Source organism: Sphaerisporangium aureirubrum (genome assembly GCF_042658925.1).
In the GTDB taxonomy this organism is placed as follows: domain Bacteria; phylum Actinomycetota; class Actinomycetes; order Streptosporangiales; family Streptosporangiaceae; genus Sphaerisporangium; species Sphaerisporangium aureirubrum.
In genome coordinates, this window is record NZ_JBHSRF010000002.1 from 138082 (window position 1) to 162217 (window position 24136).

The 24136-nt window shown below is 71.0% G+C and carries 17 protein-coding genes; 9 read left to right on the forward strand and 8 right to left on the reverse strand.

Annotated elements, in window-relative coordinates; all coding sequences use genetic code 11:
- The first annotated feature begins 132 nt into the window (after positions 1-132).
- A complete protein-coding gene (locus tag ACFP1K_RS02100) occupies positions 133-1026 on the forward strand; it encodes a carbohydrate kinase family protein (RefSeq protein ID WP_380746477.1) in 894 nt (297 codons plus the stop codon).
- Between the two features lie 378 nt (positions 1027-1404).
- On the forward strand, positions 1405-1998 hold the full coding sequence (locus tag ACFP1K_RS02105) for an SgcJ/EcaC family oxidoreductase (RefSeq protein WP_380746479.1): 594 nt from the start codon (positions 1405-1407) through the stop codon (positions 1996-1998).
- A gap of 1904 nt (positions 1999-3902) precedes the next feature.
- On the opposite strand, the gene ACFP1K_RS02110 is transcribed toward ACFP1K_RS02105, so the two are convergent.
- A complete protein-coding gene (locus tag ACFP1K_RS02110) occupies positions 3903-6071 on the reverse strand; it encodes a RecQ family ATP-dependent DNA helicase (protein WP_380746481.1) in 2169 nt (722 codons plus the stop codon).
- A gap of 163 nt (positions 6072-6234) precedes the next feature.
- On the opposite strand from ACFP1K_RS02110, the gene ACFP1K_RS02115 reads away from it, so the two are divergent.
- Positions 6235-8751 carry a DNA gyrase/topoisomerase IV subunit A gene (locus tag ACFP1K_RS02115; protein WP_380746483.1) on the forward strand — a complete coding sequence of 839 codons (2517 nt, stop codon included), beginning with the start codon at positions 6235-6237 and terminating at the stop codon, positions 8749-8751.
- Positions 8752-8767: 16 nt separating this feature from the next.
- On the opposite strand, the gene ACFP1K_RS02120 is transcribed toward ACFP1K_RS02115, so the two are convergent.
- On the reverse strand, positions 8768-9133 hold the full coding sequence (locus ACFP1K_RS02120; RefSeq protein WP_380746485.1) for a VOC family protein: 366 nt from the start codon (positions 9131-9133) through the stop codon (positions 8768-8770).
- A 194-nt stretch (positions 9134-9327) separates the two neighbouring features.
- Between ACFP1K_RS02120 and ACFP1K_RS02125 the strand changes: the two genes are divergently transcribed.
- Positions 9328-9894 (forward strand): thioredoxin family protein, encoded by a 567-nt coding sequence (locus ACFP1K_RS02125; protein ID WP_380746488.1) that lies wholly within the window; start codon positions 9328-9330, stop codon positions 9892-9894.
- 24 nt (positions 9895-9918) lie between these two features.
- Here ACFP1K_RS02125 and ACFP1K_RS02130 read toward each other — a convergent pair whose 3' ends face one another.
- The gene (locus ACFP1K_RS02130; protein ID WP_380746728.1) at positions 9919-10242 is read right to left on the reverse strand and encodes a hypothetical protein; all 324 of its coding nucleotides are present in this window, start codon (positions 10240-10242) and stop codon (positions 9919-9921) included.
- Positions 10243-10387: 145 nt separating this feature from the next.
- Between ACFP1K_RS02130 and ACFP1K_RS02135 the strand changes: the two genes are divergently transcribed.
- Positions 10388-10888, forward strand: coding sequence for a beta-class carbonic anhydrase (locus ACFP1K_RS02135; protein WP_380746491.1), 501 nt, complete (start codon positions 10388-10390; stop codon positions 10886-10888).
- 33 nt (positions 10889-10921) lie between these two features.
- Here the strand turns inward: ACFP1K_RS02135 and ACFP1K_RS02140 are convergent, their stop codons facing one another.
- Positions 10922-12994 carry a DNA gyrase/topoisomerase IV subunit B gene (locus ACFP1K_RS02140; RefSeq protein WP_380746494.1) on the reverse strand — a complete coding sequence of 691 codons (2073 nt, stop codon included), beginning with the start codon at positions 12992-12994 and terminating at the stop codon, positions 10922-10924.
- Between the two features lie 243 nt (positions 12995-13237).
- Between ACFP1K_RS02140 and ACFP1K_RS02145 the strand changes: the two genes are divergently transcribed.
- Both ACFP1K_RS02145 and yaaA read left to right on the forward strand, forming a co-directional pair.
- Positions 13238-13462 carry a DUF7455 domain-containing protein gene (locus tag ACFP1K_RS02145; RefSeq protein WP_380746497.1) on the forward strand — a complete coding sequence of 75 codons (225 nt, stop codon included), beginning with the start codon at positions 13238-13240 and terminating at the stop codon, positions 13460-13462.
- A 186-nt stretch (positions 13463-13648) separates the two neighbouring features.
- Positions 13649-14413 carry a peroxide stress protein YaaA gene (yaaA, locus tag ACFP1K_RS02150; protein ID WP_380746500.1) on the forward strand — a complete coding sequence of 255 codons (765 nt, stop codon included), beginning with the start codon at positions 13649-13651 and terminating at the stop codon, positions 14411-14413.
- Here yaaA and ACFP1K_RS02155 read toward each other — a convergent pair.
- The 3 genes from ACFP1K_RS02155 to ACFP1K_RS02165 form a co-directional block, all read right to left on the reverse strand.
- Entirely contained in the window at positions 14403-15296 is an 894-nt protein-coding gene (locus tag ACFP1K_RS02155) for a hypothetical protein (protein ID WP_380746502.1), read from the reverse strand. The genes yaaA and ACFP1K_RS02155 overlap by 11 nt on opposite strands.
- Before the next feature lie 329 nt (positions 15297-15625).
- A complete protein-coding gene (locus tag ACFP1K_RS02160; protein ID WP_380746504.1) occupies positions 15626-17362 on the reverse strand; it encodes an RNA polymerase sigma factor in 1737 nt (578 codons plus the stop codon).
- A 239-nt stretch (positions 17363-17601) separates the two neighbouring features.
- Positions 17602-19701 (reverse strand): SpoIIE family protein phosphatase, encoded by a 2100-nt coding sequence (locus ACFP1K_RS02165; RefSeq protein ID WP_380746506.1) that lies wholly within the window; start codon positions 19699-19701, stop codon positions 17602-17604.
- A 481-nt stretch (positions 19702-20182) separates the two neighbouring features.
- Between ACFP1K_RS02165 and ACFP1K_RS02170 the strand changes: the two genes are divergently transcribed.
- Together ACFP1K_RS02170 and ACFP1K_RS02175 are read left to right on the forward strand one after the other, a co-directional pair.
- On the forward strand, positions 20183-20464 hold the full coding sequence (locus ACFP1K_RS02170; protein ID WP_380746508.1) for a hypothetical protein: 282 nt from the start codon (positions 20183-20185) through the stop codon (positions 20462-20464).
- Between the two features lie 262 nt (positions 20465-20726).
- Entirely contained in the window at positions 20727-22388 is a 1662-nt protein-coding gene (locus ACFP1K_RS02175) for a hypothetical protein (protein ID WP_380746730.1), read from the forward strand.
- Between the two features lie 6 nt (positions 22389-22394).
- Here the strand turns inward: ACFP1K_RS02175 and ACFP1K_RS02180 are convergent, their stop codons facing one another.
- On the reverse strand, positions 22395-24128 hold the full coding sequence (locus ACFP1K_RS02180) for an ABC transporter family substrate-binding protein (protein ID WP_380746510.1): 1734 nt from the start codon (positions 24126-24128) through the stop codon (positions 22395-22397).
- Positions 24129-24136: the final 8 nt, after the last annotated feature.

A 24136-nucleotide genomic window follows, 5' to 3' on the forward strand; every position in this document is an offset into this window, starting at 1 on the left:
TCCGCTGAGATTGTTCAGCAACGCTTGTGCATCGACTGTGCCCGCGTGTCCGCTCTATGCCCCACGCCCCGGCTTGAAGCTGTTAGGTTTTCTGTCAGCAGCCTCCTGTAGTGCCAACAAGGTGGTGACATCATGACGCGGGTTGTCGTGGTGGGCGATCTGATGACCGACGCGGTCGCACGCGCCCGCTACCCCCTCGCCAGGGCGAGCGACACTCCGGCCGTCGTCACCATGCATGGTGGCGGTTCCGGGGCCAATGTCGCCTCCTGGCTCGCCGTCGAAGGCGCCGAGGTGGCCTTCGTGGGCCGCCGGGGCGCCGACATCACGGGCCGTAACCGTGACATGGAGCTGATGGGGTACGGCGTCGACGCCCGCCTGGTGATGGACCCCGAGCGGCCTACCGGCACCTGTGTGGTGCTGGTGACGCACAAGGGCGAGCGCACCCTGCTGTCCGACCCGGGGGCCAACGCCGCCCTCTCCCCTGAAGACCTCCCTCGCGATCTGTTCATGCAGGGCGGCCACCTGCACGTCTCCGGGTACACCCTGCTCAACGAGGGCTCCCGGGACGCCGGAATGGCCGCGCTGGACCACGCGCGCCGCGCGGGCATGTCGATCTCGGTCGACTGCGCCTCCGCCGCGCCGCTGGAGCGCACCGGAGCCGAGCCGTTCCTGGAGTGGACGCACAGCGCCAAGCTGCTGCTCGCCAACGAGGCGCAGGCCAAGGTGCTCACCGGGCGGGACGACCCCGCCTCGGCCGCCAAGGTGCTCACCGCCTGGTTCCCCCAGGTCGTGATCAAGCTGGGCGGCGAGGGCTCCCTCTGGTACACGAACAACCGGCCCGAGCCGATTCGGGCGCCCGCCGAGCACATCGAGCGGATGGTGGACGGCACCGGCGCCGGAGACGCGTTCACCGCGGGCTTCCTGCAGCCGTGGCTGGAGGGCAAGCAGCCGGCCGACGCGCTCGCCGCGGGCAACGCCCTGGCGGCCAAGGCGATCGGCAACCTCGGGGCGCGCCCGCGGCTCTGACGTCTTCGCGGGACCTCGATCACCAGGGCCTTGAGCGCCATTCTCCACGTATGTGGTTAATCCGGCATTCGGGGTAAGACTGGTATCGAGGTTTCTCGCAAAGGGGGACGTAACAGGCATGCCCTTATGAGCCGGCATGCCTTTCCCAGGAAAGCCACGTTTCACGACACCAGATACCGGGACCGCTTGCCGTTCAATCCCTGTATGCCCGAGTCTTCCGGGTCAAGCGGTTCGAAACCCCTCCGGTGAGCTTCATGTGTTTCCGCACGCCCGCGATTCCACCGCCGGGCGGCGTACCCGCACGTGTTGGTTTTCAGTGCCGGCCGACCGGCGTACACGCACGCTTTCCGGCGACCGGCTTCGGATGGGAGGAACACGATGGGCATTCGTCGACACGGACGAAACGCGATCTCCTTGGTGATCGCCGGAGGCCTCGGGCTCGCGGTACCCGGCACCGGGGGGCTCGCAGTGCCCGGCAGCGAAGGGCTCGCAGTGCCCGGCACCGCCGCCGCAGCCTCGATCACCACGTCCACACCGCACGACGACGTCCACTTCGCGTCGCCGGCCTGGCACAACCCCACCGATCTGGTGGCGTTCGCCCGGATCCGCCAGCAGCAGGAGACCGCCTGGGCCCGGGGCGACGCCAAGGGCTACGCCGCGATCTACACTCCCGACGCCGACCTGGTCAACATCCTCGGCGAGCACCTGCACAGCAGGCAGACCATCACCACCAAGCTCCAGCAGTACTTCAACACCCAGCTGAAGAACACCCGCCTCCTGGAGATGGACGAGAAGATCCGCTTCGTCTCCCCCACCATGGCGATCATCGTCCGCAAGAGCTGCGTCCTCTACAACAAGGAAAAGGCCTGCCGCCCCGACACCCTCTCCATCAACACCAACGTAGCCGTGAAGTCCTCCGGCCAATGGCAAATAGCCTCCTTCCAGAACACCCTCATCCGCCCCCGCCCATAACCCACCCACCCCGGCACGGCGGACCCCCGTCCGCCGTACCCCACCCAGACTCCACACCCGGCACCCACCTGCTTCCGATTACTCTCTGCGACCTGTGCGCCCCGGCGCCGCGATGGCGGGCCGTGACACGACGACCCCGGCGCCGCCATCCGCCGGAAAACCCGTGATGTGTCCGGCGCTGTGTGAAACGGTCCCTGCCAGGGGGGCGCGCTCCGCGCGAAAGCCGCAAGGGCTGTTCTTCTACGGGGGACACCCCCGCACCCCCGAGCCTGCCGGGCTCACCAATCTCCCCCGCGATACGTTCCGGCCCATGCCTGGTTCGCGGCAATGATCGTCCAGCCTGTCTGAGGCGGCCTTTCCATATTTCACGGTGACGTCCCCGCCAGGCGGTGTGATTTCCGCTGCCGTGATCACAACTACGCCGCCCTCGGTGCCAGGCAACCGACCATCGACACCCTTCACGAAGATCCCCAGGAGTTGCACCACTCCCGGGGAGATCACCTAATTTCCACAGGGTCTTTGCGTTCGCGGTCTTTGTGGGTCGCGATCCTCATGACTCGCGGTCCTCATGACTCGCGGTCCTCATGACTCGCGGTCCTCACGGCTCGCGGTCCTCACGGCTCGCGGTCCTCACGGCTCGCGGTCCTCACGGCTCGCGGTCCTCACGGCTCGCGGTCCTTGTGGTTAACGGTCCTTGTGGTTAACGGTCCTTGTGGTTAACGGTCCTTGTGGTTAACGGTCCTTGTGGTTAACGGTCCTTGTGGTTAACGGTCCTTGTGGTTAACGGTCCTTGTGGTTTCACAGAGTCTTCTCATTTGCGGGCACCTGAGGACAAACGGTTTTGGGTGCCGCGAGGCGCCATTGGGCGATGGTGATCGCCGGACACGGCGCCCAGCCCGTCCCACCCCGGCCCACCAGCGCTGACTCTCCCGGCGCCGAGACGGTGGGACGCGGTACGGCGAACACGGCGCCGCTGTACGGCGAGACACCGACCCAACGGAACCAACACGGCGGAGCATCATGAGCCCGGCAGGCCCGGGGGTGCGGGGGGTGTCCCCCGCATGGGCACAGCCCTTGCGCCTTCCGCGCGAAGCGCGCTCCCTGGCAGGGACCGTTTCACCCAGCGCCGAGCATGCCGCCGGTTTTCCGCCGTAAGACGGCGCCGGATTCGCCACATCACGTCCCGCCGTCTCGGCGCCGGTGCGCACGCCCCCTCAGGGGGCGACAGGTGAGGCGCCACCGTACGCGGGCGGCGGCCCCGACCCTCGGAAGGGGCCGGTACGGCGGCGGTCGCGTACAGGAAGAAGTGATCGGCCAACGTGGGCATGGGTTGGAACGCGTTCGCGGCGGAGCACCATGAGCCCGGCAGGCCCGGGGGTGCGGGGGTGTCCCCCGCATGGGCACAGCCCTTGCGCCTTCCGCGCGAAGCGCGCCCCCGGCAAGGACCATTCACCCAGCGCCGAGCATGCCGCCGGTTTTCCGCCGTAAGACGACGCCGCATTCGCCACACCACGTCCCACCGTCTCGGCGCCGGTGCGCACGCCCCCTCAGGGGGCGACAGGTGAGGCGCCACCGTACGCGGGCGGCGGCCCCGACCCTCGGAAGGGGCCGGTACGGCGGCGGTCGCGTACGGGAAGAAGTGATCGGGCCAACGTGGGCATGGGTTGGAACGCGTTCGCGGCGGAGCATGGAGAGCCCGGCAGGCCCGGGGGTGCGAGGGTGTCCCCCGCATGGGCACAGCCCTTGCGCCTTCCGCGCGAAGCGCGCCACCGGCAAGGACCGTTTCACCCAGCGCCGAGCATGCCGCCGGTTTTCCGCCGTAAGACGGCGCCGCATTCGCCGCGCCACGGCCCACCGTCTCGGCGCCGGTGCGCACACTCCCTTGGGGGCGACAGGGGCGGGGGTCAAGTGGTGGTGGCGAGGGTTAGGGGGAGGACGGAAGGGGCGCCGGAGTGGCGGAGGAGGGTGGTGGCCACGGTCAGGGTCCAGCCGGTGTCGGTGTGGTCGTCGATCAAGAGGATGGGGCCTTGGGTTAGGTCGGTGGGGGGTGGGGTGAGGGTGTTGTGGAGGGCTTTCACGCGTTGGGCGCTGTTGTGCTGGCGGCCGGGGGGGCCTTGGCGGTAGGCCAGGGAGCCCAGGAGGGGGAGGCGGCCTATCGTCGCCAGGCGGGTGGCCAGGTCGGTGATCAGGGTGGGGTGGGTGGTGGAGGGCATGGTGACTATGCCTGTGGGGCGTTCGGGCCAGCGCCAGGAGGCCAGGACCTGGACCATGGCGTCGAAGATGTGGTCGGGGACGGGGGCGTCGGGGGTGGAGTCGGACAGGAGGCGGCGGAGGGTGGGGCCCCAGCCGATGTCGGTGAGCCTGCCCAGGGCGCGGCCGGGGAGGGCCGAGAGCTCGGGGGGGATTCGGCCGGAGAGGCCGAGGTCGTCCTTCAGGCCGGTGGGCCATTGTTTTCTGGGGTCGATCTCCACGCCGGGGCGGTGCAGGCGGTCGCGGGCTGTGGTGACGGCGGTGGGGTCGACGTCGGGTGAGCGGTGCGTGCCGGTGCAGTTGTCGCAGCGGCCGCAGGGGCCGGCGGTGTCGTCGTCCAGGTGGCGGCGCAGGTAGCGCTCGCGGCACTCGCCGGTGGTGATGTAGTCGAGCATGGCGCGCTGCTCGGCCGCGCGGGCGGCGGCGACCCGGCCGTACCGCTCGGCGTCGTACGACCATGAGCGGCCCGTCGCCTGCCAGCCGCCCCGCACCCTGCGCACGGCGCCGTCCACGTCGAGGACCTTGAGCATGGTCTCCAGGCGGGTGCGGTTGAGGTCGACCCGGGTCTCCAGGACGGCGGTGGACATGGTGCCGCCGTGCTCGGCCAGCACCGCGAGGGTGGCGCGCACCACGCTCTCCGGCGGGAAGGCCAGTGAGGTGAAGTACGCCCAGATGTCGCGGTCCTCCGGGCCGGGGAGCAGGATGACCTCGGCGCGCTCAACCCCGCGCCCGGCGCGGCCCACCTGCTGGTAGTAGGCCACCGGCGACTGCGGCGCGCCGACGTGCACGACGAACCCCAGGTCGGGCTTGTCGAAGCCCATGCCGAGGGCGGAGGTGGCCACCAGGGCCTTCACCTCGTTGGCGAGCAGCGCCCGCTCGGCCTCCAGCCGCTCCGCCGGGTCGGTCTGCCCCGAGTAGGCCACGACCTCGTGCCCCTGCTCGCGGAGATACGCGGCGATCTCCTGCCCCGCCGCCACCGTGAGCGTGTAGACGATCCCCGACCCCGGCAGCTCCCGGAGCGTGCGCGCCAGCCACGCCAGCCGCTGCTCGGCCGTCGCGGGCCGCACCACGCTCAGATGCAGGCTGTCCCGCTCCAGCGGCCCCCGCAACACCAGCGTCCCCGCGGCCCCGCCCTGCCCCGGGACGGGCGGCAGGGCACCGGGGTCGAGTTGTTCGGCGATGTCGTGGGTCACGCGGGCGTTGGCGGTGGCGGTGGTGGCCAGGACGGGGACGCCGGGCGGGAGTTCGGCGAGCAGGGTGCGCAGGCGGCGGAAGTCGGGGCGGAAGTCGTGGCCCCAGTCGGAGATGCAGTGGGCCTCGTCCACGACGATCAGCCCGGCGCTCGCGGCCAGCTTGGGCAGCACCAGGTCGCGGAAGTCGGGGTTGTTGAGGCGCTCGGGGCTGACCATCAGGACGTCCACGGCGCCCTTCTCCACCTCGTCGTGCACCTGGTCCCACTCGTCGACGTTGGCGGAGTTGATGGTGGCGGCCCGCACCCCGGCCCGCTCGGCGGCGGCGATCTGGTTGCGCATGAGGGCCAGCAGCGGCGACACGATGACCGTCGGCCCGGCGCCGCGGGCGCGCAGCAGCGCGGTCGCCACGAAGTACACCGCGGACTTCCCCCAGCCGGTGCGCTGCACCACCAGCGCCCGGCGGCGGTCCACGACCAGGGCGCGGATGGCCGTCCACTGGTCGTCGCGCAGGACGGCGTGCTCCCCGGCCAGGGCGCGCAGCCTCAGCTCGGCCTCCGCCCGGAGGTCGTGCTCGTCCTCGGCCCCGGGGCCGGCGGGCGGGAGGTCGGTGGGGTCTGGTGGCGTGGGCATGGGTCCTTGTTAGCAGGTGCGGGGGACGGTTTCGGCACGGGCAGGTTGGGATGTGGACAACTTCGGGGCGGGGACGGGCTGGTGGGGGGCTTTCCGGAGGGCTTACCGGTGCGAAACGCCGCCGAGTCGCGGAGGGGTTCGGTTCTTCGGCACAATGTTCGATATGGCCCGACGGACTACCACACCCCCGCTGGACGAGGACTTCGAGGAACGGATCGTCGACATCGACGTGTCGACCGAGATGCGCACCAGCTTCCTCGAGTACGCATATTCGGTGATCTACCAGCGCGCGCTCCCCGACGCGCGCGACGGTCTCAAGCCGGTCCAGCGCCGCATCCTGTACTCGATGAGCGAGATGGGCCTGCGGCCCGACCGGGGCCACGTGAAGTCCTCGCGCGTGGTCGGCGACGTGATGGGCAAGCTCCATCCGCACGGCGACTCCGCGATCTACGACGCCCTGGTGCGCATGGCGCAGCCGTTCTCCATGCGGCTCCCGCTGGTCGACGGCCACGGCAACTTCGGCTCCCCGGACGACCTGCCGGCCGCGATGCGGTACACCGAGGCGCGGCTGGCCCCGGCGGCCATGCTCATGGTGCAGTCGATCGACGAGGACACCGTCGACTTCAAGCCCAACTACGACGGCCAGGAGACCGAGCCGACGGTCCTGCCGAGCGCCTTCCCCAACCTCCTGGTGAACGGCGCGGCGGGCATCGCGGTCGGCATGGCGACCAACATGGCGCCGCACAACCTCATCGAGGTGATCTCCGCCGCCCGCCACCTGATCGCCCACCCGAACGCCACGCTCGACGACCTCATGCGGTTCGTCCCCGGCCCCGACCTGCCGACCGGCGGCTCGATCATGGGCCTCGCGGGGGTGCGGGACGCCTACGAGACCGGGCGTGGCACGTTCCGCATGCGGGCCAGGACCACCATCGAGCAGGTCACGCCGCGCCGTAAGGGCATCGTCGTCACCGAGCTGCCGTTCAACGTCGGCCCCGAGCGCGTCGTCACCAAGATCAAGGAGCTGGTGACCTCCAAGCGGCTGCTCGGCATCGCCGACTTGAAGGACCTCACCGACCGGCACAAGGGCCTGCGCCTGGTCATCGAGATCAAGAACGGCTTCAACCCCGAGGCCGTGCTGGCCGAGCTCTATCGCCTGACCCCGATGGAGGAGACGTTCGGCATCAACAACGTCGCGCTGGTCGACGGCCAGCCGCGCACCCTCGGGCTGCGCGAGCTGCTCCAGGTGTACGTCGACCACCGGATCAACGTGGTGCGGCGCCGGTCGCTGCACCGGCGGCGCAAGCGGGAGGACCGCCTCCACCTGGTGGACGGCCTCATCGTCGCGCTGCTCAACATCGACGAGGTCATCCAGGTCATCCGTTCCTCGGAGGACTCCGCCGAGGCCCGCACCCGGCTGATGCAGGTGTTCGAGCTGTCGGAGATCCAGGCCGCGTACATCCTGGACACGCCGCTGCGCCGCCTGACCAGGTACGACAAGCTGGAGCTCGACCGTGAGCGGGACGTCCTGCGGGAGGAGATCGCCGAGCTGACCGCGATCCTGTCCTCGGAGGACCGGCTGCGCAAGGTGGTGTCCGGCGAGCTTCAGGACGTCGCCAAGACCTACGGCACGCCGCGCCGCACCGTGCTGCTGGAGGCGGACGCCGTACCGGCCGCGGGCGGCATCCCGCTGGAGGTCGCCGACGACCCCTGCCTGGTGCTGCTCTCCTCCACCGGCCTGCTGGCCCGCACCTCCGACGCCTCGCCGCTCGGCGGGGGCGAGGAGCGTTCCTCGCACGACGTGCTGGTGTCGGTGGTCCGGTCGACGGTGCGGGGCGAGGTCGGGGTGGTGACCTCGGCCGGGCGCCTGATCCGGGTCTCGGTGATCGACCTGCCCGCGCTGCCGCCGTCCAGCTCGCCGCCCTCGTTGTCCGGGGGCCATCCGGTGAGCGAGTACGTCACGCTGCCGGCGGGTGAGGCCGTGGTGGGCCTCGGGTCCCTCGATCCGTCCGGGCCCGGACTGGTGCTCGGCACGGCGCAGGGCATGGTGAAGAGGGTGGTGCCCGACTACCCGGTGAACCGGGACGAGTTCGAGGTGATCGGGCTCAAGTCCGAGGACGTCGTCGTGGGGGCCGTCGAGCTGACGTCCGAGGACCACGACCTGGTGTTCATCGCCACCGACACGCAACTGCTGCGCTTCCCGGCCTCGTCGGTGCGGCCGCAGGGGCGGCCGGCGGGCGGCATGGCGGGCATCCGGCTCGGCGACGGGGCCAGGGTGGTCTGGTTCGGCGTGGTCGATCCGGCGCAGGAGGCCCGGGTGGTGACCGTCGCCGGGTCCGCCGGGGCGCTCCCCGGCACGGGCGCAGGCGGCATCAAGATCTCCGACTACACCGAGTTCCCCGCCAAGGGACGGGCCACCGGCGGCGTCCGGGCCCAGCGTTTCCTCAAGGGGGAGGACCAGCTGATCCTGGCCTGGGCGGGCCCGAGCCCCGCCAAGGCCGTCTCCTCGACCGGCAAGCCGGTCCCGCTCCCCGCCGAGCTGGGCCGCCGCGACGGCTCCGGCACTCCTCTCCCCCACCCCCTCGCCGCCGTCGGCGGCGCCCTCGGCGCCACCCTCATTCCGGCGCCGGGACTCGACATCCCGCCGATCCCGCCGATGGCCGAGGACGACGGCGACTGACCGGGGGCTCAGAGGGTTAGAAGGGGTCACACAGGCAGAAAGGGTGCCCGGCAGGGTCGAGGTAGACCGTGAAGTCCTTGCCGGGCTGGTGGGGGTGCCTGCGGGCGCCCAGGGCCATCACCTCGGCGCCGGCCTTCTCACGGTCGTCGACGGTGAGGTCCAGGTGGAACTGCTGAGGCTGGTCGGCGGAGGGCCAGACCGGGGGCCGGTAGTCGTCGGAGCGCTGGAAGCAGAGGCGGTAGACGCCGGACTCGTCGACCAGGCTCACCCATTCGTCGTCCTCGTACTTGGTCTTCCAGCCGACCACGGCGGAGTAGAACTCGGCCAGGGCCTTCGGGTCGGGACAGTCGAGTACGACGTTTCTCATCTGCGCTATCGCCATGACGATGATCCTTTCGTCCTGCCTGCAACACCAGTGAACACCTTAGACAGGTGTCGCATCCGGCGAAAGGCATTTTCGCACTGGCTTTCGACCGTCCTGTCCCAGGCGTCACCTAGCGTGTCTGCCCACCGCACGGCGGCGAAACGAAGCCGGCGCGGTCGGACGCGGGCGGGGCGATGGCGGAGAATGACCGCATGGCTGTCTCTTCGTTCATGGTTCCGCTGGGGTCCAGCGCACCGGAGTTCGACCTGCCCGCGATCGACGGCGGCCGGGGGTCCCTGGCCGGCCTGAAGGGCTCGGCGGCGACGCTGGTGGTCTTCCTGTCCAACCACTGCCCGTACGTGCGGCGCATCGAGCAGGGCATCGGCGCCCTCGCGGCCGACTACCAGGGGCGACTGGCCACCGTCGCCATCAGCAGCAACGACGTGGAGAGGTACCCCGACGACGGCGCGGCGAGCCTGGCCGAGCAGGCCGCCCGCGCGGGGTTCGGCTTCCCCTACCTGCTGGACGAGTCGCAGGAGGTAGCGCACGCGTACAAGGCGGCCTGCACGCCGGACTTCTTCCTGTACGACGCCGACCTGCGGCTGGCCTACCGGGGTGAGTTCGACGACGCCCGGCCGTCCAACCAGGTCCCGGTGACCGGGGCGTCGCTGCGCCGGGCGATCGATGCGGTGCTGGCCGGGCAGGAGGTGCCGGGCCCGCAGGCGCCCAGCCTCGGCTGCGGCATCAAGTGGAAGCCGGGCAACGAGCCCGGAGCCTGACCACGCACGGGACGCCCGTGCCCGTCAGCGGTCGGAGCGCACCGAGTCCCCCCGGGCGAGCGGGGGGATGGCGGTGAGCAGCTCCCACGGCTCGCCCTCGGACCAGAAGTCGATGAGCCGGGCGACCGGCTCCACCGGCTCGAAGTCGCCGAGGCCGCAGGGGCCGTAGCAGCCGGCGTCCTCCAGGGCGAGGATCAGCGGGTCGTCCTCGGGGAGCGACTGGACGTACGCGGCGGCGTCCAGCAGGGCCAGGGCGCAGCGGGCGTTCCAGTCGCCGTCTCTGCGCTGGACGCGGTCCAGGCGCCATCTGGCCCGGCCGCGAAGGTAACCGGCCAGCGAATCGGTCATGCTCACGTTGAGCCTTCCCACGGTCTTGCACGTTGAGTGATGTCATCATCACCCAACGTGAGACCGTGGCGCGGCGTCTTTGCGAACCTCATTCCAGAGCCACCCGCTGCTATTACGGATTCTGGCATCCGGGAACATTGGTGGCATGACGGGAGACTTTGACGACCTGGTGGCCGCCAATGAGAAGTACGCGCGAGACTTCTCGAACTCCACTCTCGGCGGCCGTGCCGCCCGCACCCTCGCCGTGGTCACCTGCATGGACTCGCGCATCGACCCGCTCGGGCTGCTCGGGTTGAAGGCAGGCGACGCCAAGATCCTGCGCAACGCCGGCGCCCGGGTCACCGACGACGTGCTGCGCACCCTCGTGCTCGCGGTCTACCTGCTCGGGGTGGACCGCGTGCTCGTGATGCCGCACACCGACTGCCGCATGGCCAAATCAACCGACGACGACGTTCACCAGCTGATCAGCGACGAGTACGGCATGGACACCCGGAGCCTGGAGTTCCACACCGTCCCCGACCAGGACGCGGCCCTGCGCCGCGACCTGCTGCGCATCCGCACCTACCCCTACCTGCCCGATCGGCTGGCCGTCGGCGGCGGCGTCTACGACGTGCACACCGGCAAGCTCATGCCCGTCGACATGTGACCGAGGGCGCGGGCCGGGGCCACGCGCCCCGGCTCAGGCGTCGATGCTGTCCCGGTCGACCTCGGTGGCGCTGCTCACGATGAACTCGCGGCGCGGCGCCACGTCACTGCCCATCAGCAGGCTGAAGATCTGCTCGGCCGCCTCGGCGTCCTCGATGCGCACCCGGCGCAGCGTGCGGTGGCGCGGCTCCATGGTGGTCTCGGCCAGCTGGTCGGCGTCCATCTCGCCGAGGCCCTTGTAGCGCTGGATGGGGTCCTTCCAGCGGCGTCCCCGGCGATCGAGGTCGCGCAGCACGCGCTGGAGCTCGCCGTCGGAGTAGGTGTAGAGGTATTTGTCCTTGCCCTTGCCGGGGTTGGTGATCTCGATGCGGTGCAGCGGGGGCACCGCCGCGAACACCCGGCCGGCCTCGATCATGGGGCGCATGTAGCGGTGGAACAGGGTGAGCAGCAGGCACCGGATGTGCGCGCCGTCCACGTCGGCGTCGGCCATCAGGATGACCTTGCCGTACCGCGCCGCGTCGAGGTCGAAGCCGCGGCCCGAGCCCGCGCCGATCACCTGGATGATCGCGGCGCACTCGGCGTTCTTCAGCATGTCGGCGACGGACGCCTTCTGCACGTTGAGGATCTTGCCGCGGATGGGCAGCAGGGCCTGGAACTCCGAGTCGCGGGCCGCGCGGGCGGTGCCGAGCGCCGAGTCCCCCTCGACGATGAACAGCTCGCTGCGGTCCACCGCGTCGCTGCGGCAGTCGACCAGCTTGGCGGGCAGCGCGGAGTTCTCCAGGGCGCTCTTGCGGCGCTGGTTGTCCCGGTGCTCGCGGGCCGCGATGCGGGCCTTGGCCGCCGAGGCGATCTTTTCGAGCACGGCGCGGAGCTGGAGCTTGTGGGCCCGCTTGGTGCTGGCGAACAGCTCTTTGAGCTCTCTTGCGACCACGTGGGACACGATGCGGCTGGCCGCCGAGGTGCCGAGCACCTCTTTGGTCTGCCCCTCGAACTGCGGCTCGGGCACCCGGACGGTGACGACGGCGGTGAGGCCTTCGAGGATGTCCTCCTTGGTGACCGGGTCGTCGCCGTTCTTCAGCAGCCGGGTCTCGCGGAGCTGCTCGTTGATCGTGCGGACCAGGGCGCGCTCGAAGCCGCTGACGTGGGTGCCGCCCTTGGGGGTGGCGATCACGTTGACGAACGAGCGGACGGACGCCTCGTAGCCCTTGCCCCAGCGGACCGCGACGTCCACGGTGAGCTCGCGCTCGACCTCGGTGGAGGTCATGTGGCCCTGGTCGTCCAGCACCGGGACGGTCTCGTGGAAGTGGCCCTCGCCCTGGAGGCGCATCACGTCGCACACGGCCTCGTCGCGGGCCAGGAACTCGGTGAACTCGGAGATGCCGCCGTCGAAGCGGAACTCCTCCGAAAGGGGCTCCTCGCCCCGGGAGTCGCGCACCGAGATGGTGAGGCCGGGCACCAGGAAGGCGGTCTGCCGGGCGCGGACGTGGATCTCGTCCAGCGAGACCTCGGCCTCGCGCAGGAAGATCTGGAGGTCGGCCCACCACCGCACGCGGGTGCCGGTGGCCTTCCTGCGCAGCGGGCCGCCGTCGCGCAGGCCGGACTTCTTCTTGAACCGGGCCGTGGGGCCCTCGCCGTCGAAGACCCCGGGCACGCCGCGCCGGAAGCTGATCTCGTGGACACGGCCGCCGCGGTCGACCTCGACGTCGAGCCGCGAGGACAGGGCGTTGACCACCGAGGCGCCGACGCCGTGCAGGCCGCCCGAGGCGGTGTAGGAGCCGCCGCCGAACTTGCCGCCCGCGTGGAGCTTGGTGTAGACGAGCTCGACGCCGGCCAGGCCGCTCTTGGGCTCGACGTCGACCGGGATGCCCCGGCCGTCGTCGCGGACCTCGATGGACCCGTCGGCGAACAGCTCGACCTCGATGCGCGAGCAGAACCCCGCCAGCGCCTCGTCCACGGCGTTGTCGACGATCTCCCAGAGGCAGTGCATGAGACCGCGGCTGTCAGTGGAACCGACGTACATTCCGGGGCGCTTACGGACGGCCTCAAGGCCCTCGAGCACCGACAGGTGACGGGCCGTGTAGCCCGTCTCCGTGCTGACTGCGGTCACTCCCACTCCCACTGAGCATCGAACATGTGTACGTAGCCTACCGTTTCCGATCCTGGGACGCGCCTAAGCGTCCCACCACTAAGGGGTACTGCGACATCTGGCGGTGGAATCACCTCACTTAACGACACATTCTGCTCTCGGCGTATCCCGGGCACGATTGGGAACGTCCGTATCCGGTTAGATGTTGTGCCAAGTGACTGACGCCAAATCCCCACGTCAGTGGGGTGACCCGAAAGGCGATACGTGACTGGAGCTCTCGCCCCCACCAAGCCGCTGACCGCCGTGGACCGTTGCGACCGGTGCGGCGCCCAGGCGTACATCCGTGCGTGCCTCCCCATGGGCGGGGAGCTGTTGTTCTGTGCTCACCACGGGCGTCGGCACGTCGCGGCCCTCCGCGACAAGGGTGCCGAAATCCAGGACGAGTCGGCGCGCCTGAGCGAAACCCCTTCGACAAGCACCGAGCGGTGAGCACCCGCAAACCGCTCCTCATCCCATAGATCACAACCTCACATGAACGCGGTGACACCGGGCCTGCCCCGGTCCCCCGCCGCGTACCCCCGCGGGACGCCGACCCCCCGGCGCCCCGACGAGGATCAACGGGACGCTTAGGGCTCGCCAGGTTCCTGACCTGCGTGGGCGCTAGGATCGTGCGCCGTGCTGATCCTGCTTCCGCCGTCCGAGGGTAAGGCCGCCAAAGGCGACGGCCCGCCCGTGGACCTGGACGCCCTGAGCTTCCCCGCGCTGACCTCCGCCCGGGAGAAGGTCATCGACGCGCTCACCGCCGTGGCCCACGGGCCCCGCGGCGAAGCGCTGGCCGTTCTCGGCCTCACCCCTGGCCAGGCCGGCGAACTCGACCTCGACCGCGCGCTGCGCACCGCCAGGACGCTGCCCGCCGCGCGGCTCTACACCGGTGTTCTCTACGACAATCTCGGCATCGCCTCACTGGACGCCGCCGCCCGGCGGCGCGCCAACCGCTCGGTAATCGTGTTCTCGGGCCTGTGGGGCGCGCTGCGCCTTCGCGACCGCGTTCCCCCCTATCGGCTGTCCATGGGCGTGCGCCTGCCGCCCCTGGGCGGCCTGGCGGCCCACTGGCGGCCGGCTCTCACCGGCGCTCTGGACGCCGAGCGGGGCCTCATCGTGGATCTTCGCTCCTCGACGTACGCCGCGGCGTGGCGGCCGCCGTCACAGGCGGTCACGGTCCGGGTGCTGCGCGAGGCGGACGGCGCGCGCTCGGTGGTCAGCCACATGGCCAAGGCCACGCGCGGCACGGTGGCGCGCTCGCTACTGGAATGCGGGGCGAGTCCCCGCAGTCCCCGGGCCCTGGCGGGGCTGCTCGCGGATCTCGGTCACACGGCCGAACTCGGGCCGCCGCCCCGGGCGGGCGAGCCCTGGACCGTGGACATCGTCGTCAACTCGTGACGTTCAGCCGGGAGCAGGCCTTGGTGTACTCCTTCTCCGGATCACCCAGATGCGACCACGGCATCGTGCTGAACCTGCCCGCCGTGCGGGCGAGATGGCCGCGGGCGGGCCTGCGCATGTCGGCCAGGTAGAACGCCGCGCCGAACGCGTTGTTGGCCTCCACGGCGCGGGGATGCGGGCGCCCGTTGCGCCCGTCGTGCCAGCGGCCGGCGGCGACGGTGAGCTCGCGCTGCACCTCGAACGAGTCCCACAACCGCGACCTGCTGACCCGCTCACCGGACATGTGCTCGAAGTAGGCCAGCGGCAGCAGCGCGGCCATGGGATCGCCCGCTGGGGCGCGTGCGCCGGCGGCGCGGGCGAAGGCCAGCATCTCCTGGCTCGTGCCGCCCCAGCCGGGCGACAGGCTGATCAGGCGGGCGACAGCGGTGGCGTACAGCCGGGGTGCCCGGTCCACCGCCGCCTCGTAGATCTCGTCCCGCTCCTCCCTCGGCCGTTCCAGGCCGATGGCCAGCCATAACAGGGTGATCCAGGGCACCGGGTCGTCCGGAGTGAGGCGTGCCGCGTTGTGCAGGGGCGCCCGGGCGGACTCCATCGCGCGGTGGAACATGCGCAGCCGGTCCGCCTGTACGGCACGGGCGCGCACGTCGGGTTTGATGTGCCAGGCCTCCTCGATACGGACCCGGGCGAGCCACAGCCACAGATCGGGATTGGCTCGGTCTCTCGACAACAGGGCCTCGATGCCCCCGGTGAGACCAACGGCGGCCTTCCCCAGCGCCTCGACGCGCAGCGCGCGTACCTCGTGGTCCCCCCTGGAACCGACGAGAGCGGGAATGGCGGGTTCGAGGTATCCACGCCCCAGGGCGTGCACCGCCTCGTCGAGCACGGCATCCGTCCACGGACGGCTTGCGATCAGTCGTGGCCCCCGAGCACGAGCCCGATCCACTTCGATCACACCCATGCCGGGTGAGCCTAGAAAAGGTCAAGACTTCCGGCGCTACCGGAGGGTTACGGCCACGTTAAGACGACCCCGGCACGGCCCACCGATCCGCCGCGCCGACCTGCGCCACCACCCGCCCGCGCGCCGGGGGGACCCTTCACCTCGCGCGTTCACCCCAGAACGCCGAAAAACCACCCCGATGCCCCGTCATGCCGGAGGTGAGGTGGCCGCCCGGGCTCCCGCCACGAGGGCGGGAGCCGCAGGGCCGATCGTGATCAGTCGAGGTAGTCGCGCAGCACCTGGGACCGCGAGGGGTGGCGCAGCTTCGACATGGTCTTGGACTCGATCTGACGGATGCGCTCGCGCGTCACGCCGTAGACCTTGCCGATCTCGTCGAGCGTCTTCGGCTGGCCGTCGGTGAGGCCGAACCGCATGGACACCACGCCCGCCTCGCGCTCGGACAGCGTGTCGAGCACCGAGTGGAGCTGCTCCTGGAGCAGGGTGAAGCTGACCGCGTCGGCCGGGACGATGGCCTCGGAGTCCTCGATGAGGTCGCCGAACTCGCTGTCGCCCTCTTCGCCGAGGGGGGTGTGCAGAGAGATCGGCTCACGGCCGTACTTCTGCACCTCGACGACCTTCTCAGGGGTCATGTCGAGCTCGCGGGCCAGCTCCTCGGGGGTGGGCTCGCGCCCGAGATCCTGGAGCATCTGCCGCTGGACCCGGGCCAGCTTGTTGATGACCTCGACCATGTGCACCGGGATGCGGATGGTGCGCGCCTGGTCCGCCATGGCACGGGTGATCGCCTGGCGGATCCACCAGGTGGCGTAGGTGGAGAACTTGTAGCCCTTGGTGTAGTCGAACTTCTCCACCGCGCGGATCAGGCCGAGGTTGCCCTCCTGGATGAGGTCCAGGAACAGCATGCCGCGGCCGGTGTAACGCTTGGCCAGCGAGACCACCAGGCGGAGGTTGGCCTCCAGCAGGTGGTTCTTGGCGCGGCGGCCGTCCTCGGCGATCCACTCCAGCTCGGCGCGCACGTCGACGGGCAGGCGCTCGCCGTCGTTGGCCAGCTGCTCCTCGGCGAACAGGCCGGCCTCGATGCGCTTGGCCAGCTCGACCTCCTGCTCGGCGTTGAGCAGGGGGACCTTGCCGATCTGCTTGAGGTAGTCCTTCACCGGGTCGGCGGTGGCCCCGGCGGCGGCGACCTGCGCGACCGGCGCGTCGTCGTCGTCATCGGAGATGATCAGGACTTCGTCGTCGCTCTGCACCTCGGCGCCGGCCTTGGGCTCTTCCTCGGTCTCGACCTCCGCCTCGATCTCGGCGTCGGGCTCGGCCTCGGGCTCGGGCGTCTCGGCGTCCGGCTCGGTCTCGGCTTCGGCGTCGACCTCGACGTCGATGTCGAAGTCCTCGAGCTCGAGGTCGCCCTCGATGTCGAGCTCCTCATCGTCCTCTGCGGCGACCTTGGGCTTGGTTTCGATCTTTGGCGATGGCGACGCGGGCACGGCGACCTCCGGCTTGGCCTTCTTGGCGAGGGCGGCAGGGGTGGGGACCTTGGCGGGCGCGTCGGTGGCGGGCGCGGCGTTCCTTGCCGGAACGGCCTTCTTGGCCGCGGGCTTCTTCGCCGCCGGCTTCTTGGCGGCCGGCTTCTCGCCGGTCGCCGCTGCCTCGCCTCCGGCACCGCTCACCACGGCCGTGACGGTATCGGGCTGCTCCTTGGCCGCCGCGGTGGCGGACTTGGTCTTCTTGACGGGGGCGGCGGTGCGACGCTTGGCCGGGCCACGAGACCTCTTGGGCGCCGCCGAGTCCGCGGCGGTCACCACGACGGTCACACCCTCTTTGCTGAGGTTCCTCAGGAACCCAGCGGCGTGCGACATCGGGATGTCCGCCTCCTCGAAGGCCTTGCGGACATCCTCGGACTCGAGGAAACCCTGCGAGCGCCCACGCTCGATCAGCCGCTGAATGACGGGCTCGTTCAGCTCAGACGGCTTCGAGCGAGTCGAACTTGCAGGCGACACGAACACCTCTCGAACGAACGCATGGTGAGAATGGACCCAGGTGCCCGCTAGGGGCGATTGCTTCTTTTTCGGTGGTGGGCCGTGCGAACCGCGACGTACCTGCCCAGCATTGTGGCATGACCCCGCAGTCCTTACGGCCGCCTCACAGCGGTTGCCCCTCCACCCTAGGCCGACCGGAACAGTAGTGCGTACGGAAGCGGGTCACCGATACCCGAAAGCAACCCTTATGACTGATTCATTCAGTCACTCTTTGTGGCGGCCGGCACGTGGACGGCGAGCACCGTGACGTCATCGTCCTGCTCATACCCCGCCAGCATGCGATCCACCAGGAAGTCAAGCAACATGTGCGGATTTCCTAGGACTTCAGGGGGCGCCTCGCTGACGACGGAACAAAGTTCTGCCAATCCGGCGTCCAGTCCGCGCTTGCGGTTCTCCACGAGGCCGTCGGAGTAGAGCACGGCCGTGTGCCCGGGCGGCACGCAGAACCGGAACTGCTTGCGGGTGGTCGGCCAGCCGAGCGGGGTGCCGGGCTCGCCGTCCGACAGCACCGCGGTGCCCTGTGGCGACACCAGCAGCGGCGGGGGGTGCCCGGCCAGCGCCAGAGTGCCGTCGCCGCTGCCCGGCTCGACGACCATGTACGCCAGGGTGGTGACCTGCTCTTCCTCCTCGGTGGCGTCGAACACGCGGTCCAGGCCGGTCAGCACGGCGGCGGGCGGCGGGTTGGTCAGCGCCAGGGCGCGCATGGCGTTGCGGATGCGCCCCATGCCCGCCGCGGCCTTGACGCCCTTGCCCATCACGTCGCCGACCACCGCGGCCACCCGCTGGTCCTGGAGCACGAAGGCGTCGTACCAGTCGCCGCCGACCTGTACGTGCCTGCTGCCCGACCGGAACCGCTGGGCCAGGACCACGCCGGGGATCACCGGCAGCCGCTCGGGGAGCAGGCTGCGCTGGAGGGTCTCGGCGGTGCGGTGCTCGCGCTCGAACAGCGTGGCCCGCTCCACGGCGAGGGCGCACTGCCCGGCCAGCGCCTCCAGGAAGACGCCGTCCTCCTGGGAGATCTTCTGCGGCCGGGTGTGGGCGAACCTGAGCGCGCCGAGCGCCCGCCCGGCGGCCAGCAGCGGCAGCCCCACCCAGGACCGCTCGTCGCTGTGCTCCAGGAACCCGGAGATCGTGGTCTCGTCCGCGCCCGCCTCCACCAGCTGGGCGCGCAGGCTCTCCGGCGACTCGGCGAACACCGGCCGGCGGCTGTTGACGGCCATGGTCATGACGCTGGCCTGCGTCAGCGGGATCTCTTCGCCCGGCGCCCCCGGCACGTCGGGCAGACCGCCGCTGTTGGTGAGCTTGAGCACGGCCCGGTCGGAGTCGAGCAGCGCCACGGCGGAGCGGTCGGCGGCCAGGGCGGTGCGGCCCACGTCGATGATCACCTGGACGACCTGCTCCACGGTGAGCGCCTCGGCCAGCATCGCCGTGGCGCCCTGCAGCCGGGCCGTGCGCAGGGCGGCGGCGCCGAGCTGGTCGGTCAGGCGCCCGCGCATCTCTTCGGCCTCGCGCTGCGGCGTCACGTCGCTGTTGGCGCCGACCCACTCGACGACCCGGCCGTTGCGGATGATCGGGACGGCCCGCACCTCGAAGTGGCGGTAGCCGCTGGCCCGGGTGCGGACCCGGTAGCTCCACTCGAACATCGTGCGGCCGCGCAGGGCCTCGCGCCACGCCTCTTCGGCGGCCGGGCGGTCGTCGGGGTGCACGGCCTCCAGCCAGCCGTACGCGAGGTATTCTTCGTAGCTCTGGCCCGTGATCGCCCGCCACTGCGAGGCGTCCTCGATCACGGCGCCGGACGGCGCGGTGATCCACACGAGCTGCTGCTGGGACTCGACCAGCGAGCGGTAGCGCTCCTCGCTACGGCGCAGCTCCTCTTCGGCGAGCTGGCGCTCGGTGACGTCCACGCCGAACAGCGCGACCCCGGTGAGCGCCCCCTTCTCGCCGTGGATCGGGTAGAACGACAGGACCCAGTGACGCGGGTCGCCGGTCGCGGACGGCAGGCGCAGGCGCTGGTCGCCGTGGGCGACGGCGCGGTGCTCCTCGAGCACCCGGTGGAGCGCGGTGTCGATCAGCGTGGCGAGATCGCCGGTGAGAACCTCGGCGGTGGTGCGGCCCACCAGCTCGCCCGCGGCGAGGCCGCCGATGTCGGCGAAGCTCTGGTTGACCCGGGTGAACCGGCCGGTGGTGTCGAAGAAAGCGAAGGCGAACGGCGCCTCGGCGAGCAGGCCCTCGAACAGGGCGGGGTCTGAGATGTCCACACCCGACTCCCGGGGACGGGGCACGGAGGTTTCGGCGCTCATGGTCGGCACCTCCGTCGCGTGCCAGGGTCTCCCACGAGGCACATCTCCATAACTGTGATTGGTAGCGCGGAACTGCACTACATCATCGGCGATGGGCACGCACGGACGGAAGCCCCGGCCGCGATGCGGTCAACGCATCCTGTCAAAAAGCCGCCGCCGTGTGCAGCAAGATCGGCCGACTTTCTCGTCGCCGGCCCCGAGCTCCGCACGGTCTTCGGCGGATCGGCCCGACCCCTCCCTCCGCGCTCGGCCCGCGGGGTACACCCCCGATCGGCGCGGCGCGGCCGTAACGGTGGCCGGACGCGCCCGGGACCAGCTTCCCACAGGAACGGCCGCGAGGTGCCTGAGTACCCCTAACCCTTACGGGACAAGGGGTTGACACCTCAGCGAGACAGGATGGAATTGGATACGCACGTTCCCTCAGAGCACTGGCCCGGGGGTGCTGAAGTCCCCGGCCTCCGGGAGATTGCGAACGCCTATCATGCCTGCTCTAGCACTGCGTTTGGCCGGGGGAACCACTGACGCGCGACCGGCGGCGGCCGAGCCGCCCGAGCCCGTCGTCGCCCGGTTGTCCGGCGAGTTCCTCGGCGTACCGGTCGAGACGATCGGGAGGTGTGTGCGCGACGTCTCGGCGTGCGCGGCCCATCTCGGGGTGGACGCCACCACGGCGGTCGTCGAGCGCATCGCCCGCGAGCGGCTGCTGGCGCTGGCCTGGTCCGCGCCGCTGCTCGACGCCGGGCGGGGGGACGACCCACGCCCTTGACGTACACAGGGCGCAGATGTGCGCACATGGGCCATAACCGGATGATCCATATGGGCCATGCGCGAATGGCCCCGCTGGGCCATGACCGGCGGTTATGACCGGCCCGGTCGGGCGAAGGTCAAAATTTCCTGGTAACAGCGGGGTCACCAGGCGGCGTTCCGCGCACCGTTCGGCCCGAGAATGCGAGAAGGTAAGGAGCGTGAGCCGCCGACGACGACGTGACCCCAGGGGGACCCGGCCGCCGGACGACGTGTTCGCCGAGATGCTCCTGGCGGCACGCGAGCTTCTCGCCGTGCGCACCCCGCTGGACGCCGAGCTGATGGTCTCCGACATGCTCGGCGCGTGGTGGGGCCGCCGGCTGCGCCGCGGGGACGTCGAGGAGTTCCTCGGCGAGGGCCTGGTCGAGTACGCCGCCAAGGCCGGCACACCCGCCGCGCTCACCCTGCTGATCGCCATCGCCTACCTCGGCACCTCCCGCCAGGCCGCCAAGGCCGAGGGCGCGGCGCTGGCCCTGATGGAGTCCGACGTCGCCCGCCCGCGCTGGGCCGAGCGCGTCGGCGCCGTCAAGCCCCGCGGCTGCTACGTCTCCCGCGACGCCTACGGCGACCAGGACACCGTGCTGTGCACCTTCGGCTACCGCGGCGGCGCGACCGCCACCCCGGCCTCCGCGCACGCCCGCGTCGCCGCCGAGGCCGCCACCGGCCGGGCGGGAGGCGCCGCGGCGGCGTCCGAGGAGCAGCCCGAGATCCCCGCCGCGCGGCCCGCCGAGCCCGGCCAGGCCGCGCAGCCCCAGCCGTCCGCCCCCGAGGAGCCGCACGCGCTGGTGGTGGTCGTCGACTACAACATGCGCGGCATGGCCCGCGACGCGTGGGTCTCCTCCCAGGTGGACGAGCTGCTGGTGCGGGCGGACGCCGAGGCGGCGGGCAACCCCATGCTCCGCTTCGAGGAGCTGGAGCCTCAGCAGGCCAGGGCCTTGCTGGAGTTCGCCATGCGGGCCACGACCGAGTCCCTGGGCCGCAAGACGCCCAGCCTCGTCAGCGAGGGCTACAGCGCCTTCCACGCCTTCGCGCGGGCCCGGATCAAGGCGCTGCCGCCGGGACGCAAGCGGCCCGCCCCGCTGTTCAGCGAGGCGCCGTACAGCAGGGACCGCCGCGCGATGCTGGCGGCCGAGTTCCTGGCCTCGGACGCCGCCGAGCACCTGTCGGACCCCTCGGCCGCGTCCCGGTGCGCCGACCACATCATCGACTACGGCTGCGACCAGGACTTCAACCGCCCGCTGCGGGTCAGCCCCACCAAGTGCGACACCTTCCTGCTGGACTGGCTGCCGCGCAAGGTGCTGCTCGACCAGGCCGAGCAGGAGGCCATGCCGCACGTCCTGCTGTCCTGGGTGCGGTTCGCCGCGCCGCGCACCGGCCTGCCCGAGGAGGGCCTGAAGGCCACGCTGGACGCCGTCTGGGACGCGGCGGGGCGCTTCACCGAGGCCTACCGCGACCCGACGACCTTCGGGCTGGACCGCTCCCTGGTACGGCGGCTGCTCCCCGACGGCGACCTGTCGGCCCTGCCGCGCCGCGCCTTCGCGTTCCCGTTCCTGGAGGGCATGCACGGCGACATCGACCTGGAGACGATGCATCCGTCCGAGGACGCCGACCGGCGCGTGCTGCTGGAGATCGACCACATCGCCGACCGCGACCGCCCCGACTTCGCCGAGCACCTGGCCTGGCACGAGGAGATCGCCACCCGCCTGTGGGACGGCGAGCCCGAGCAGCTGTGGGAGGCCGCCCAGCGCCTCCTCGACCTCGGCCACGACCGTCACGACGTGCTCCACGTCCTCATGGAGATCGCCGAGCGCATCGGCGACCACCCCGGCGAGCTGGCCGCCGCCCTGGACGACATCGCCGACATCCCCGACGAGGCACCGGAGTGACCCCCGTCAGGCCGTGAAGCCGATGTCGGCGTAGCGGAGGGTGTAGAAGCCGGGCGCGCCGATGTTGGCGAGGGTGGCCTTGACGCCCCAGTTCTGCGGGCGCTGGTACAGGGGCAGCACGTTGACCTCCTGCCAGATCAACCGGTCGGCCTCGTTCGCGCCGGTGCGGGCCCGCTCGGGGTCGAGGTCGGACGACGACACGCGCATCGCGGCGTCGATCTCCCGGCTGCCGGAGCGGCCGAAGTTGGCGTTCCAGCGCGGCTTGCCGTCCGAGCCCCGGACGGCGTCCGCGTAGGTGGCGTAGCTGCTGGAGATCGGGAACGGCGTGCCGATGTAGGAGAACGGGGCGATGTCGAAGTTGCCGGGGATGATGTATTTGCCGAAGAAATCGTCGCCCGGCACCGCCTGGATCGTCACCTTGACCCCGATGCGTTCGAGCATCGCCCGCGCCAGCTCCCCCTCGGACTTGCTGAGCTGGAGCCCCGCGGGCACCACGAACCGCACGGCCAGCTCCCGCCCGCCCCGCCGCCGGGTCGGGCTCGCCCGCCGCCAGCCCGCGGCGTCCAGCATGCGCTCGGCCCTGGCCGGGTCGTACGCCCCGTGGCCGCCGGAGTTGTCCTGGTAGCCCTCCTGGGTGTTCATGAAGAAGTGGTTGCCGAGCAGGGCCCCCTTCCAGCCCAGTCCCTGGAGGTCGGAGCGGGTGATGGCGTCCCGGTCCAGCCCGAGGGCGATGGCCTGCCGGACCCGGACGTCCGACAGCGCCGGGCTCTCGCCGTTGAAGGTGAAGTGGCGGAAGTCGGGGCCGGCGGCCTGGCGGATCACCGCGCCCTTGGCGCCCTGGGCCCGGGAGTAGTCGGGCGCCGAGGGCCCGATGTCGAACACGTCCAGCTCGCCGTTGGTGAAGGCCCCCACCAGCGCCTCGCCGTCCAGCGCCCTGAAGATGATCTTGTCGAGCTTGGCGCGGTCCCCCCACCAGCGGTCGTCGCGGACCAGTGTGATGGTCTTGGCCGTCTGGTCGAAGCCCGCGAACCTGAACGGCCCGGCCGTGACGGGGACGCGGTTCAGCCAGCCCGTGTTGAACGTCTCGGGGGTGGCGTTGGCCGAGCGGGGGTACAGCGGCCAGAACAGCGACTGCCACTCGGAGAACGGGCTCTGGAAGGTGACCTGCACCTCGTGGTCGTTCTCGCCCCGGGCCACCGACACGATGTCCTGGTAGCCGGTGGTGGAGGCCACGTGGAAGTCGGGATCGGCGCCGTTCAGCGCCTTCCACTGGGCGTGGTAGTCCTGCCAGGTGATAGGGGATCCGTCCGACCACCTGGCCCGGGGGTTCAGGGTGTACGTCACGACCTGGCGGGGGCTGGTGGCGGTCACCCGGGCGTCGGTGACGTAGTCGGGGTTAGGGGACGGCGCGGCCTTCTCGTCGGCGCGGAAGGCGGCGGGCATCAGCGCGTCGACGACCTTTTTGACCTCGGCGAGGTTGCCGTCCACGTGGTTCAGGTTCCACTGGCTGGGGAACTCGGTGAGCCCCCACTGCAGGGTGCCGCCGTCGCGCACCCGGGCGCGCGCCACCGGGTTGATGTCGTACGCCTTGACGGCCTGCCGCGCGCTCCCGGCGCGCCGCCCGTCCCCCTGGTCTCCGGTGCCGCAGGCGGCCGGGCCGAGCGGCACGACGACGGCGAGCGTGAGCGCCGCGGCGCCGGCCCGCGTCCGCCGGAGCGCGGGCCTCCGGGGTGCTGTCACGATTCCTC